The following is a 13675-nucleotide window of genomic DNA, read 5'->3' as shown; positions in this document are numbered from 1 at the left end:
GTGGCTCCGGGTGTCGCGACCCACAGTACAGTGCCGGGGGCCTCGGCACTTCGACAAGTTCAGTGGAGTCAGGTGCTCGACCACCGGCTGCTGCAGTTGCGGTTCCCCCGCGAGCATCCCGGGCTGCGGCGCAGCGTCCGGTACCGTAGTTGCTGGAATCGTGCGGCGAGAGTAGAAGGGGCGATGCGGTGTACTTGAAGAGCCTCACGCTCAAGGGGTTCAAGTCCTTCGCCCGCCCGACGACCTTCGCCTTCGAGCCTGGCGTGACCTGTGTAGTCGGCCCGAACGGGTCGGGCAAATCCAACGTCGTGGATGCACTGGCCTGGGTGATGGGCGAGCAGGGCGCCAAGACGCTGCGCGGCGGCAAGATGGAGGATGTCATCTTCGCGGGCACCGCTGCGAAGGGACCGCTCGGCCGGGCCGAGGTGATCCTCACGATCGACAACACCGATGGCGCCCTGCCCATCGAGTACGCCGAGGTCACCATCAGCCGCACCCTGTTCCGCAACGGCGCCAGCGACTACGCCATCAACGGCAGCAACTGTCGGCTGCTGGATGTCCAAGAACTGCTCAGCGACTCTGGGCTCGGCCGCGAAATGCATGTCATCGTCGGACAGGGTCAACTCGACGCCGTGCTGCGCGCCAGTCCCGAGGAACGTCGCGGCTTCATCGAGGAGGCCGCGGGCATCCTCAAACATCGCCGCCGTAAAGAGAAGACACTGCGCAAACTCGATGCGATGCAGGTGAACCTCACCCGCCTCAGCGACCTCGCCGGCGAAATCCGACGCCAGTTGAAGCCGTTGGGTCGCCAGGCTGAAATCGCCAAGGAGGCCCAGTCGATCGCCGCCGCGGTTCGCGATGCGCGCGCGAGACTCCTTGCCGATGAGGTGGTCACGCTGCGCGCGTCGCTGGCCATCAGCACCCGCAGCGAATCGGAGCGGAAGACGCACCGCATCGTGCTGCAGGAGCAACTGGACCAGAACCGGCTCCGCGCCCAGCACATCGAACAGAGCCAGGTCGGCGACGCCGTTGATCTGGCCCGCCGCACCGCATTCGGCCTCGAGTCGGTGCAGGAGCGGCTGCGGGGCCTGTACACGCTGGCCAACCAACGGCTTGCCCTGTTGGGCGGGCAGACGGACGACGCCGCGACCGGCCCAGGGGTGACCGCCGCGATGGTCGAGGAGGCCGCGGCGGAGGCGGAACGGCTCGCCGAGTCGGTCGGCGCCGAGGAACAACTCTGGCAGGAGGCGCACGCCGCCACCGTCGCCGCCAGGGCCGACCTGGACGGCCTGGACGAGCAGATCGCGTCCCAGAGCGCCCTCGTCTCCCGGCACGACCTTGAGGTCTCCCAGCTGGCCGGCCGCTCCGACGCCGCGGCATCCCGGCTTGCGGCGGTGCGCGGCGAGTTGCTGCGGCAGCAACGCGCGCTGGACGCCGCACTGCTGCGGAAATCGGATGCCGACACCCGGCTGGGCGAATTGCACACCGACGTCGCCGCCGACGACGACGGCGGTACCGACCTGGACGCCGCCTACGAGGCCCTCAGGGCTGAAGTGACCAGCCGTGAGGCGGACATCGAGTCGCTGCGCGAGGAACTGCACATCCGGGAACGCGAACGCGACGCGCTCGCCGCCCGGACCAGCGCCCTGTCGTCGGCCCTCGACCAGAAAGACGGCTCCTCGGCCCTCGTGGCGTCCAAGCTGCCGGGCATCCGCGGACTGGTCGCCGAGCACGTGAAGGTGCAGCCCGGTTTCGAAGCCGCGATCGCCGCCGCCCTCGGTACACTCGCCGACGCCGTCCTGGCCGAGAACCGCGGCGCTGCCATCGACGCCATCGACCGGGTCAACGCCGAGGAGCTGGGCCGTGTGGAACTGCTGCTGGCGGATGCCGGTGCCCGCACTGAGACCACGCGCCGGCTGCCCGAGGGTGCGGTGCCCGCCGGCAGTGTCATCACCGCGCCGGACGGTGTGCTCGGGCTGCTCGCGCACGTGTTCATCGTCGATGATCTCGACGCCGCGCGCGCGGTATGGCGAGGCCTCGGGGACGACGGCAGCACGGCGCCCACTGTGATCACCAAGGCAGGTGACGTTCTCAGCCGCTTCGTGGTGCGCGGCGGCATTGGCGCGGGCCGCTCACGGCTGGAACTGGTCGCGGACCGGGATGCAGCGGACACCGCGCTCGCTCGGGTGACCGAACTCATCGAAACCTCCAGAAACGCCCTGGCGCAGCAACGCGCGGAGCTGAAGGACGCCAAGGACCGGGCGGCATCCGCGATGACCGCGCTGCGCGAATTCGATGCGCAACGCGCTGCGCACACCGAGAAACTGGGACTGGCCCGCGTGCAGGCCGAATCCGCCGCCGCCGAGGTGCAGCGCTTGGAGCGGGCGCACGCCACCATCACCCAGAGCGTGAGCGATGCGCTGGCCGACTCCGAGCGGGCCACCGCGGAACTGGACGCCGCGCGTTCGCGGCCGCGTCCTATCCTCGACGTGTCGTCCCGCGACGGCGTCGCGGCCGGACTGGACGCCGCCAGGGAGCGGGAGGTTCAGGCCCGGCTACGGGTGGAGACCGCCAAGGAACGCGTGCGGGTCGAGCAGCTGCGGGCTGAGAGTCTTGAGCGTCAGCGGGAGCGGGACCGGGTCGCGGCCGAGGAAGCGGCACGCCGGGCAGTCATTCGCCGTGCCCAGGCCCGGGCCGCGCAATCGGTCGTCGAATCGCTGCCGCCGGTGTTGGACGCGGTCGACCGCTCCCTGTCCGAAGCCAGAGTCGAACTGGCCGCGCGGGAGGCCGAACGCTCGGAGCACAGCGCGGAACTGGCCGAACTGCGCCGCGAAGAGTCGGTGCTGCGCGAGGAACTCTCCGCCATCGGCGACGACGTGCACGGGCTCGAGATGCAGATCTACGAGAAGAAACTGCAACTGTCGACACTGCTCGAGCGGGCCGGGCAGGACCTCGGTCTGGTCGAAGACGTGCTGGTCGCAGAATACGGACCGGACGTGCTCGTCCCGCCCGACGTCGCACCCGAAACGGATGCAGAGGCGGATGCCGCGGCGGATGCCGCCCTGCCGCCGAACGCGGACGGTGCAGAGCCAGAGGCACCCGGCGGCATCCGGTTCGACCGAGCCGAACAGCAGGCCCGCCTGGCCCGCGCCGAACGCAAACTAGCGCAGCTGGGCAGGGTCAACCCGCTGGCCCTCGAGGAGTTCGCCGCCCTGGAACAGCGGCACAAATTCCTCACAGAGCAGCTCACCGACCTCACCAGCACCCGCAAGGACCTGGCCCAGATCATCGGCGAGATCGACGACAAGATGCGCGGCATCTTCCAGTCCGCCTTCGAGGACACCAGGGCGGCATTCGCCGAGGTGTTCCCCGTGCTGTTCCCCGGCGGTACCGGCAGCATCCACCTCACCGACCCGGAGGAACTGCTCACCACCGGCATCGAGGTGTCGGTGAAGCCGGTGGGCAAGAAGATCGAGCGGCTCTCCCTGCTCAGCGGCGGGGAACGGTCCCTGGCCGCCGCCGCGTTCCTCATCGCCATCTTCAAGTCGCGCCCCAGTCCGTTCTACGTGCTCGACGAGGTGGAGGCGGCGCTCGACGACGCGAACCTAGGGCGTCTGCTGACGATTTTTGAGGACCTGCGCGAGTCCTCCCAGCTCATCGTGATCACCCACCAGAAGCGCACCATGGAAATCGCGGATGCCCTGTACGGGGTCTCGATGCGCCAGGACGGCATCTCCGCGGTGGTCGGGCAGCGCGTGGCCACCCCGGAACAGAAAGCCGGTTAGCGGCTCGGCGCCAGCCACACCCTAGACTTGCGCGATGAGTGAAACCGCCACCCTCCAGCACCGGGTTATCCGCATGCTCATCGTGGCTCAGATTCTTGGCGGAATCGGCCTTGGCGCCACCGTCTCGGTCGGCGCGCTACTGGCCGCGGACGTGTCAGGATCGCCGGCCTGGTCGGGGATGGCGGCGACCATGAGTACGCTCGGAGCGGCGCTGCTCGCGGTGCCGCTGGCACGGGCGGCCGCCGCTCGCGGTCGCCGGATCGCCCTGGCTGGCGGGGCGCTGCTGGGTGCGATCGGCGCCACTGCCGCCACCGGGGCCGCGTCGATCGGATCCTTCCCGTTGCTGCTGGTGGCTCTTGCGCTGGCCGGAGCGTCCTCCGCGACCAACCTGCAGGCCAGGTTCGCGGCCACCGACCTGGCGCAGCCCAGCCACCGGGCGCGGGACCTGTCGGTCGTCGTCTGGTCCACCACCGCCGGCGCGGTACTGGGCCCCAACCTCATCGAGCCTGGCGAGGCGATCGGCTCACTGATCGGCCTGCCCACCCTCACCGGTCCGTTCCTGTTCACCGTCGCCGCGCAACTGGCCGCCATGGCCGTGTACTTTCTGGGGCTTCGTCCCGACCCGCTGCTCACCGCGACCGGGAATGGACCGGCCCCCACCGGCATCCCGCCGCGGAAGGGGCTGGCAACCCTCCGGGTCAATTCGCTGGCCAGGTATTCCGTGGTGGCGGTGGCGCTCAGCCACGCCACCATGGTGGCAATGATGTCCATGACTCCGGTGCACCTCTACGGGCACGGCGCGACGCTGGCCATCGTCGGATTCACGATCAGCCTGCACATCGCCGGTATGTACGCGCTGTCACCGGTGTTCGGCGCCCTGGCCGACCGGTTCGGCCGCCTCGAGGTGATCCTCATCGGACAGGGTTTGCTGTTCGCCTCTCTCGTGGTGGCCTGGCTGGGCAGTGCATCAGATGCGCTGGTCGGGCTCAGCCTCATCCTGCTCGGTCTTGGCTGGTCCGCGGCGACGATCGCCGCATCCACCCTGGTGACCGAGTCCGTGCCGGTCGACGACCGTCCCGGCGTGCAGGGTGTCTCCGACCTTCTGATGAACGCCACCGCCGCTACCGGAGGCGCCCTGGCCGGCCCGGTGCTCACCCTGGTCGGCTACTCGGGGCTGGGCATCGCCTGCATGCTGCTCGTCGCGGTGGTCTCGGCGTGGACGGTGCAGCGGATCCTCGCGGGCCGCGCTCAGGACAGCCGCCTACTGCCCGGGTCCAGCACCCGCAGCCAGCGGTAGCCGTATCCGTCGAGGGTCAGGTCCGCCTCACCCGTGTCCGACACGGTGGTCACCTGGTCGTGCAGCAGGTCGACCAGTCTCGTGTCGCCGTTTGTGCCGTCGAGTTTCAGCGGCACCGTGAGCGCATCCGGGGTGAAGTTGTGCAGCGCCACCATGCTGCCGAACGAGCCGGTCACCCGGTGCGCGAGCACGCCGGTGTGCGGTTGGCTGAGGATCGTGAGCTCGCCCCAGCCGATTTCCGCCGAGGCCCGGTACCGGCTGATCAGCTTCTGCATGAAGTGCAGAAGCGAATCCGGGTCGTGTCGCGCTGCGTTGGCGTTGATGTGATCCGGTCCGAACGGGCCGACGGTCACCGGGTTCGGCAGGTCCGACGCCTGTGCCGAGGAGAATCCGCCGTGTTCCCCGTCCGTCCACTGCATCGGGGTGCGCACGGCCGAGCGGCCGCCGGCGTCCAAGTTCTCGCCCATGCCCAGCTCCTCGCCGTAGAACAGCACGGGCGTACCCGGCAGCGAGAACAGCAGGCTGTACACCATGCGGATGCGCCGCGGATCGCCGTCGAGCATCGGCGGCAGGCGTCGCACGATGCCCCGGTTGTACACCCGCATCCGCTCCTCCGGGCCGAACGCGGCGAACACCTCCTGGCGTTCGGCGTCGCTGAGTTTGTCGAGGGTCAACTCGTCGTGGTTCCGCACGAAGTTCGCCCACTGCGATCGGACGGCAAGCTTCGGCCGCTTCGCCAGCATCCGTGCCAACGGCCTGGCATCGCCGCGCACCAGGGACAGGTATAGGCGTTGCATGGACTCGAAGTCGAACTGCATGGTCAGCTCGTCGCCGTCCGTGCCGCCGAAATAGGTCAGCTGCTGTGCGAAGGGCAGGTTCACTTCGCCGAGCAGGATGGCGTCCCCACGCCTCCGGCTGACCAGTTCCATCAGCTCCCGCAGGTAGTCGTGTCCGTCGCCGAAGTCCTTGCTCCCGGCGTCGTCCTCGAGGAAGAACGGCACGGCATCCACCCGGAAACCGGAGATCCCCAGTTCGAGCCAGAACCCGAGCACCTTCCCGATCTCCTCGCGGACCCGTGGATTGGCGACGTTGAGGTCGGGTTGGTGCCGGTAGAACCGGTGCAGGTAGTACTGCTTGGTCTTCTTCTCGAACGCCCAGACGCCGCTCTCCTCCCCGGGGAACACCGAAGCCGCAGCGTGTTTCGGCGGTTCGTCGCGCCACACGTAGTAGTCGCGGAACGGTGAGGTTCTGCTCGAGCGGGCGGCGAGGAACCAGGGATGTTTGTCGGAGGTGTGGTTGACGACGAGATCGGCGATGACGCGGATGCCTCGATCGGTGGCGCTGCGGACCAATTCGACCACGTCACCCAGGTGCCCGAGCCGGTCGTCCACGTTGTAAAAGTCGGTGATGTCGTAGCCGTCGTCCCGGTCGGGGGTGGGGAAGAACGGCATCAGCCACAGGCAGGTGATGCCGAGATCGGACAGGTAGTCCAGCCGGTTCGCCAGTCCCTCGAAGTCGCCGTGTCCGTCGCCGTTCCAGTCCATGAACGTTTCGACGTCCAGGCAGTACACGACGGCGTTCTTCCACCACAGGTCGCTGGTGTCGGTGATCCTCATACCGGGTCCTTCCTCGTGACGGTCAATTGGGGCAGCACGCGCTCGCCGAAGGCGTCGATGAACGCGGACTGTTCTTGACCGACGTGGTGCAGGTACAGCTCGTCGAAGCCGAGTGCGATGGCCTCGCTCAGCCAGTCCGCGTGCCGGCCCAGGTCGGCGGAGACCTGGACCGTGTTCGGCATCGCCTCCGGCGGTACGTGCGTGGCGGCGAGGTCGAAGGATTCCGGGGAGTCCAGATCCCAGCACAGCGGCGGCGGGAACACGTTGGTGCGCCACTGGTTGTGCGCGATTGCGAGCGCTTCCGCATCGCTCGCGGCGAAGCTCAAGTGCACCTGGAGCACCAGCGGGCCCCGGCCGCCTCCTGCGCGGTACGCCTCGATCACGCGCCGCAACACCGGCTCCGGTTGCGCGACGGTGATCAGCCCGTCCGCCCAGCCCGCGGCCCACGCGGCCGTCGTAGGGCTGACTGCGGCGGCCAGCAGCGGCGGTGGGGCATCCGGCAGGCTCCACAGTTTCGCCCGGTCCAAGGTGACCTCGCCGCGGACGGTGACCTCCTCACCGGCAAGCAGGCGGCGCATGCTCGAGGCGGATTCCAGCAGGCGCCGGTTGCGGAGCTCCTTGTCCGGCCATCGGTCGCCGGTGATGTGCTCGTTCACCGCCTCGCCGCTGCCGAGCGCCACCCAGAACCTCCCGGGATACATGGCCGACAGGGTCGCCGTCGCCTGGGCGATGATCGCGGGGTGATAGCGCTGCCCGGGGGCGTTCACGACCCCGAACGGCAGAGACGTGGACTGCAATGCCGCCCCGAGCCAGGCCCACGCGAATCCGGAATGCCCCTGCCGGGTGCTCCACGGGGCGAAATGGTCGCTGCACATCGCGGCGGTGAATCCGGCCTGCTCCGCCTCCTGCACTGCGCTCAGCAGCGCCGCAGGATGCATCTGCTCGTGCGAGGCGTGGAATCCGACGACGGTCATCTGGCAGCTCCCGTTTTTCGACATTTCGTCCGAGAATGTCACCCGAGTCTGGGAATGTCACCCGAACGGGGGGAGGCGCACCTGCTCTAGCCTGTTCTCATGGCAGAACGCACCCCCTGGTCCCTCTCCGGCGCTCTGCGCGGCATGTTCGCGAAGCCGACGATCGACGAGAACACCTGGGAGGACCTCGAGGATGCCCTGATCGGCGCGGACTTCGGGTCGGAGACCACCGACGGGGTGATCGGGCAACTGCGCGCCATGGTGAAGAAGTACAACACGACGGACCCGGTGGACCTCAAGCGGATGCTGCGCGAGATCCTCGAGGAGCGTCTGGCCAGGCTCGATCCCACCCTGAAACTCACCGCCCGGCCCGCCGTCGTGCTCGTGGTCGGGGTGAACGGGGTGGGCAAGACCACGACGATCGGCAAGTTCGCCAAGTTCTTGGCGAACCACGGCCGCAGCGTGGTCGTCGGCGCCGCCGACACGTTCCGGGCCGCCGCCGTCGAGCAACTGGCCACCTGGGCGCAACGTGGTGGTGCGCAGATCGTGCGCCCGCAGCAGGAGCGGCAGGATCCGGCATCCGTCGCCTTCCAGACCGTCGAGAAGGCCACCCGTGAGGGCATCGAGATCGTGTTGATCGACACTGCCGGCCGGCTGCAGACCAAGAGCGGCCTGATGGACGAGCTGTCGAAGATCCGCAGGGTGATCGAGAAGCAGGCCGAGATCGCCGAGGTGCTGCTCGTGCTCGACGCCACCACCGGTCAGAACGGGCTCGCCCAGGCCGAAGCGTTCATTGAGCACGCCGGAGTCACCGGACTGGTGCTCACCAAACTCGACGGTTCGGCCAAGGGCGGATTCGTGCTGGCCGTCCAGGAGAAGACCGGCATCCCGATCAAACTCGTCGGCCAGGGTGAGGGGATCGGCGACCTCACCGGCTTCACCCCGCACGTGTTCGCGCAGAACCTGGTCGGATAGCGGCGCCGCGGTGTCGGTGAGCGAGCTGGTGCTGGTGCGGCACGGGCAGAGCACCGCCAACGTCGATGCGGCCGATGCGGCGGATGCGTCCCAGGCGTCCAAGCCGTCCTCCACGCGCCGGTCGGTGCGCGACCCCGACGTGGCCTTGACCGAACTCGGTGAGCGGCAATCGGCCGCCGTGGGCCGTTGGCTGGCGACGCTTCCGGCGGGTGCGGCGCCGGAAGCGGTGTGGTCGTCGCCGTACCGCCGTGCGGCCGAGACGACGCGAATCGCCATGACGGCCGCGGGCCTCTCCGGTCCGGCGCGCCTGGACGAACGGTTGCGCGACCGGGAAGCCGGAGTCACCGACGGTGCCACCGGCGGCGAGATCCAGGGACTCTGGTCCCAGGAATCGGAGCGGCGACGTCGTCTGGGCAAGTTCTACTACCGCCCGCCCGGCGGCGAATCGTGGGCGGATGTCGCGCTGCGGGTGCGTTTCTTCCTCGCGGACCTGGACCGCGCCGGCGCCAGGCGTGTGTTGATCGTCTCCCACGACACGCCCATCGTTGTGATCCGCTACGCCTGCCAGGGGCTCAGCGAGGCCGAGGTGCTGGCCCTTGAAAAGACCTCCCCGTTGCGAAACGCTTCCGTGTCGAGGCTGATCCGCACCGCGGATGGCTGGAGCGTTGCGGAGTACAACACCGTCGCCCACCTGAGCGGGATCGACTGGTGAGCGTTCGGTTCGGCATCGTCGGCGTTGGCGGCATCGCGGAAATCCACGCACGGGCGATCGAAGACTGCGCCGGCGCCCAGCTGGTCGCATGCCATACCCGCAACGTCCGCGCCGGAGCGCGGTTCGCCGCCGACCACGGCTGCGTGTACACCGAGTCCCTGGATGACCTGCTGGCCAGGGGCGACTGCGACGCCATCGCGATTACCTCCCCCTCGGGCACTCACGCGCAGATCGGGATCGCCGCGGCGCGGCATGGCAAGCACGTGTTGTGCGAAAAGCCGCTGGACATCACGGTGGAACGCATCGATGCGCTCATCGCGGCCTGCAATGAGCAGCAGGTGTGCCTCGGTGCCATCTTCCAGGGTCGGTTCGCGCCGGGCGCGCTGGCCCTCAAGACCGCGATCGAGCGTGGCCGGTTTGGCCGGCTCACCCAGTGTTCGGCGCAGGTGCTCTGGTGGCGCGACCCGGAGTACTACGCGCGCTCGCAGTGGCGCGGCACCTGGGAACTGGATGGCGGCGGCGCGCTGATGAACCAGGGCATCCACGCGGTCGATCTGCTGCTGTGGCTGGCCGGAGGCGTGCGGGAGGTGTCCGCCAGGGCGCAGACCCGCATCCACGACATCGAGGTCGAGGACAACCTCACCGCCTGGCTCGAATTCGACAGCGGCGCGCTGGGTACCATCCAGGCCAGCACGGCGAGCTATCCCGGCAGCGCCAGACGCATCGACATCCGCGGTGAACACGGTTCGGTCACCCTCGTCGATGACGCGCCGGTGCTGTGGCAGTTCGACCACAGCGCGCCGGAGGATGCCCGCTTCGCCTCGCTCGGGGACGATTCGCAGTACGGTACCGGCACCCGGCACGGCACCGAAATGCTGCGCGGCGCCGAAATGCTGCATGGCGGCGGCGCGGCCGTGCCGCTGCCGGCCAGCGCCGAGGGGCATCGAGCGCAGTATGAGGACTTCGTGGCGGCCATCGAGCAGCACCGGCCGCCGACGGTGGCGGCCGCGGCGGGCCGTGCGGCCGTGGAACTGGTGCGCGCGGTGTACGAGTCCAGCCGGTCGGGTGCCGTGGTCAGGCTGCACGACTGAGCCTCAGCCCCAACCGATAGTCGAGTCCTGGCCCCACCGATACCTTTCCGGACCAGACAGCCCGCCGCGGCGGGCGATTTCGTCCGGAGAGCCATCACTCGGCGGCGGCAGAACCCTGTTTCCGGTAGGCGCGGCTGAGTTGCACGTAGTGTTCGGCGTTCCACAACAGTTTCGCGTGCTCGTCCTCGGTGAGCTCCCGCCGCACCTTAGCCGGCACCCCGGCCACCAGGGAGTTCGGCGGGACGACGGTGCCCTCCAGCACGACAGAGCCGGCCGCGACCAGCGAGCCCGCGCCGATCACCGCGTGGTTGAGCACCGTGGCGCTCATCCCGATGAGGCAATCGTCTTCCACCGTGCAGCCGTGCAACACCGCAGAATGCCCGACACTCACTCCCGCGCCGACCGTGGTGGGGATGCCCGAGTCGCAGTGCACACTGACGTTGTCCTGCACGTTGCTGCGCGCGCCGATGCTGATGCGATCCACATCGCCGCGCAGCACCGCCCCGAAGAAGACACTGGCCGCCTCACCGAGCGCCACCCGTCCGACGAGTGTGGCGTTCGGTGCGATCCAGGCGCTGTCGTGGATCGCGGGGAGGTTGCCGTCGAAGGGCACGATAAGACTGGTCATGCACCAAAGTTAGCGCGCGAAGCGGGAGGCGACCTCGAACAGAACGTCTTCGCTGCCCGCATAAACGCCGTCGGCTCGGGGCCAGTGGGTGACCACGTCGGTGAAGCCGAGCTCGGCGGCGCGGCCGACGGCATCCTCCCAGGTGTCCACGCTCGATAGCGCGAACCGTGGTGCGGCATCCAGGCTGAGGTGGCGTTCGATGCTGTCGGGTGCCCGTCCGGCGGCGGCCAAGGTGTCGTCGAGCCGTGAGGAGAGCTGCGCAACCGTCCGCCACCACTCATCGAGCGTGTCTGATTCCCGGCCAAGCGTGACCCAGCCGTCGCCGAGCTCGGCGACAAGCCGCAGGCCCTTGGGGCCGTCGGCCGCGATGACGAACGGCAGCCTGGGGGATTGCGCCGGCGTTCCCACCATCCTGGCCGCTTCCGCGCTGAACCAGTCGCCACGGAAACTTACTCCGCCGATGCCCGGCACCTCGAACCGCAGGAGCCGGTCCAGTCCGCGCACGAACTCGACGAAGCGGTCGTGACGCTGACGCGGTGTGAGCTCCGGTTGTCCCAGAACATGCGCGTCGAATCCGGTGCCACCGCTGCCGACGCCGAGGATGAACCGTCCAGCGGCCACGTCGTCGAGCGTTGCCAAGTCCTTGGCGAACGGCACCGGATGCCGGAAATTGGGCGACGCGACGAAGGTTCCGAGCCGGATGGTCGAGGTGACCGATGCCGCCGCGGTGAGCGTCGGGATGGTTGCGTGCCACCTCTGGTCGGCCAGCGTCCTCCAGGACAAGTGGTCGTAGGTCCAGGCGTGGTCGAATCCGAGTTCTTCGGCCTGCCGCCAGGTGCGACGGGCATCCGCCCATTGTTGTTGCGGAAGGATGACGATGCCGTGTCTCATTCCGTCACTCTAGGGGTGAGCGTAGACACCATGCTTTCGCCGATAGAGGCGACGCCCCGCCGGTCCGGTTAAACTGGTGGCACTATGGCCACCTTCGGAAACCTCACCGACCGCCTTGCGGAGACCTTCAAGAACCTGCGCGGCAAAGGAAAACTGAGTCCCGCGGATGTCGACGGCACCGTTCGTGAGATTCGCCGCGCACTGCTCGATGCCGACGTCGCCCTCGAAGTGGTCAAGGACTTCACCGGCAAGGTGCGCGAACGTGCGCTCGGTGACGAGGTCAACAAGGCGCTGAACCCCGCGCAGCAGGTCGTGCAGATCGTCAACGACGAGTTGACTGCGATCCTGGGTGGTCAACTCAATGAGGGGCAGCCCCGCCGCATCCGGTTCGCGAAGAATCCGCCGACGGTGATCATGCTCGCGGGCCTGCAGGGCGCCGGAAAGACGACGCTGGCCGGCAAGTTGGCCAAGTGGCTCGCCAGCGAAGGGCACACCCCGCTGTTGGTCGCGGCGGACTTGCAACGCCCGAACGCCGTCACCCAGTTGCAGGTGGTCGGCGAACAGGCCGGCGCGCACGTTTTCGCGCCCGAGCCGGGCAACGGCGTCGGCAACCCGGTCAAGGTCGCCAAAGAGTCCCTGAAGTTTGCCCGCGACAAGCAGTACGACGTAGTCATCGTGGACACCGCCGGCCGCCTCGGCGTTGACGCCGAACTGATGAAGCAGGCCGCCAACATCCGCAAGGCCGTCGAGCCGGACGAGGTGCTGTTCGTCATTGATGCGATGATCGGGCAGGACGCTGTCACCACCGCCAAGGCGTTCCAGGACGGCGTCGACTTCACCGGCGTCGTGCTCACCAAACTCGACGGTGACGCCCGGGGCGGCGCGGCGCTGTCGGTCGCCTCCATCACCGGCCGGCCGATCATGTTCGCCTCCACCGGCGAGTCGTTGGATGAGTTTGAGCCGTTCCACCCGGATCGCATGGCCAGCCGCATCCTGGACCTCGGCGACATCCTCACCCTCATCGAGCAGGCGCAGAAGAACTTCGACGAGGAGGAGGCGAAGAAGGTCGCGGAGAAGTTCGCCACCGACACCTTCACGCTCGAAGACTTCCTCGGCCAGATGCAGCAGCTGAAGAACATGGGCTCGATCAAGAACATGCTCGGGATGCTGCCCGGCATGAAGGGGATGCGCCAGCAACTCGACAACTTCGACGAGAGCGAGATCACCCGCACCGAGGCGATCATCTACTCGATGACCCCGGCCGAGCGGCGCACACCCAAGCTGCTCAACGGGTCCCGCCGGGTGCGCATCGCGCGCGGCTCCGGCACCTCGGTCACCGACGTCAACTCCCTGGTGAACCGGTTCGAGCAGGCCGCCAAAATGATGAAGACGGTGGCTAAGGGCGGGATGCCGCAGGTCCCGGGCATGGGGCCGATGCCCGGCGGGTCGTTTGGCGGCGGGCGCGGCAAACAGCAGAGCAAGAAGAAGGGGTCGAGGTCGGGGAACCCGGCCAAGCGCGCGGCGGAGAACGCGGCCCTGGCCGCGGGGGTCAAACCGTCCACCTCAGCCGGCGGGTCGAGCTTCGGCCTCGGCGCGGGGCGTGGCGGCACACCGACCGAAGAAGAACTCGCGACATTCCAGAAGCTCCTCGGCCGCTAGACGCCCGGGCCGCACCAAACGTTGGGTGATGCCGCGGCCGCGTTCTC

General features: G+C 68.5%; 10 protein-coding genes. 6 read left to right on the top strand and 4 right to left on the bottom strand.

Annotated elements, in window-relative coordinates; translation table 11 throughout:
- Positions 1–188 precede the first annotated feature (188 nt).
- Positions 189–3785: a chromosome segregation protein SMC gene (gene smc / locus ABFX56_RS03830; protein ID WP_346231948.1), complete on the top strand. Its 3597-nt coding sequence runs from the start codon at positions 189–191 to the stop codon at positions 3783–3785.
- A 34-nt stretch (positions 3786–3819) separates the two neighbouring features.
- The gene (locus ABFX56_RS03825) at positions 3820–5082 is read left to right on the top strand and encodes an MFS transporter (protein WP_346231947.1); all 1263 of its coding nucleotides are present in this window, start codon (positions 3820–3822) and stop codon (positions 5080–5082) included.
- Here the strand turns inward: ABFX56_RS03825 and ABFX56_RS03820 are convergent.
- Together ABFX56_RS03820 and ABFX56_RS03815 are read right to left on the bottom strand one after the other, a co-directional pair.
- A complete protein-coding gene (locus tag ABFX56_RS03820; protein WP_346231946.1) occupies positions 5034–6698 on the bottom strand; it encodes an alpha-amylase family protein in 1665 nt (554 codons plus the stop codon). The two genes, ABFX56_RS03825 and ABFX56_RS03820, sit on opposite strands and share 49 nt — an antisense overlap.
- Positions 6695–7672: a TIGR03885 family FMN-dependent LLM class oxidoreductase gene (locus tag ABFX56_RS03815; protein WP_346231945.1), complete on the bottom strand. Its 978-nt coding sequence runs from the start codon at positions 7670–7672 to the stop codon at positions 6695–6697. Before ABFX56_RS03815 ends, ABFX56_RS03820 begins: the two co-directional genes overlap by 4 nt.
- A 99-nt stretch (positions 7673–7771) precedes the next feature.
- On the opposite strand from ABFX56_RS03815, the gene ftsY reads away from it, so the two are divergent.
- From ftsY to ABFX56_RS03800, 3 genes are read left to right on the top strand one after another with little or no spacing between them, the layout of a single operon-like run.
- Positions 7772–8647, top strand: a complete 876-nt coding sequence (ftsY, locus tag ABFX56_RS03810) for a signal recognition particle-docking protein FtsY (RefSeq protein ID WP_346231944.1) — start codon at positions 7772–7774, stop codon at positions 8645–8647.
- Between the two features lie 10 nt (positions 8648–8657).
- The gene (locus ABFX56_RS03805; protein WP_346231943.1) at positions 8658–9359 is read left to right on the top strand and encodes a histidine phosphatase family protein; all 702 of its coding nucleotides are present in this window, start codon (positions 8658–8660) and stop codon (positions 9357–9359) included.
- On the top strand, positions 9356–10450 hold the full coding sequence (locus ABFX56_RS03800) for a Gfo/Idh/MocA family protein (RefSeq protein ID WP_346231942.1): 1095 nt from the start codon (positions 9356–9358) through the stop codon (positions 10448–10450). Before ABFX56_RS03805 ends, ABFX56_RS03800 begins: the two co-directional genes overlap by 4 nt.
- Positions 10451–10544: 94 nt before the next feature.
- On the opposite strand, the gene ABFX56_RS03795 is transcribed toward ABFX56_RS03800, so the two are convergent.
- Together ABFX56_RS03795 and ABFX56_RS03790 are read right to left on the bottom strand one after the other, a co-directional pair.
- On the bottom strand, positions 10545–11078 hold the full coding sequence (locus ABFX56_RS03795; RefSeq protein WP_346231941.1) for a gamma carbonic anhydrase family protein: 534 nt from the start codon (positions 11076–11078) through the stop codon (positions 10545–10547).
- A gap of 9 nt (positions 11079–11087) precedes the next feature.
- Positions 11088–11969, bottom strand: coding sequence for an LLM class flavin-dependent oxidoreductase (locus tag ABFX56_RS03790; RefSeq protein ID WP_346231940.1), 882 nt, complete (start codon positions 11967–11969; stop codon positions 11088–11090).
- A gap of 84 nt (positions 11970–12053) precedes the next feature.
- On the opposite strand from ABFX56_RS03790, the gene ffh reads away from it, so the two are divergent.
- Positions 12054–13628 (top strand): signal recognition particle protein, encoded by a 1575-nt coding sequence (ffh, locus tag ABFX56_RS03785; RefSeq protein ID WP_346231939.1) that lies wholly within the window; start codon positions 12054–12056, stop codon positions 13626–13628.
- The last annotated feature ends 47 nt before the right edge of the window (positions 13629–13675 follow it).

It is taken from the genome of Parafrigoribacterium mesophilum, from assembly GCF_039652555.1.
GTDB lineage: Bacteria > Actinomycetota > Actinomycetes > Actinomycetales > Microbacteriaceae > Parafrigoribacterium > Parafrigoribacterium mesophilum.
Note: the sequence above shows the minus strand (reverse complement) of the source record. Positions and strands in the feature narration are given on the sequence as shown.

Bases quoted from the DNA above. Each gene is read 5' to 3' on its own strand.
- ABFX56_RS03825 (WP_346231947.1), top strand. From the start codon at position 3,820: ATGAGTGAAACCGCCACCCTCCAGCACCGGGTTATCCGCATGCTCATC.
- ffh (WP_346231939.1), top strand. From the start codon at position 12,054: ATGGCCACCTTCGGAAACCTCACCGACCGCCTTGCGGAGACCTTCAAG.
- ftsY (WP_346231944.1), top strand. From the start codon at position 7,772: ATGGCAGAACGCACCCCCTGGTCCCTCTCCGGCGCTCTGCGCGGCATG.
- ABFX56_RS03815 (WP_346231945.1), bottom strand. From the start codon at position 7,672: ATGACCGTCGTCGGATTCCACGCCTCGCACGAGCAGATGCATCCTGCG.
- ABFX56_RS03790 (WP_346231940.1), bottom strand. From the start codon at position 11,969: ATGAGACACGGCATCGTCATCCTTCCGCAACAACAATGGGCGGATGCC.
- ABFX56_RS03795 (WP_346231941.1), bottom strand. From the start codon at position 11,078: ATGACCAGTCTTATCGTGCCCTTCGACGGCAACCTCCCCGCGATCCAC.
- ABFX56_RS03820 (WP_346231946.1), bottom strand. From the start codon at position 6,698: ATGAGGATCACCGACACCAGCGACCTGTGGTGGAAGAACGCCGTCGTG.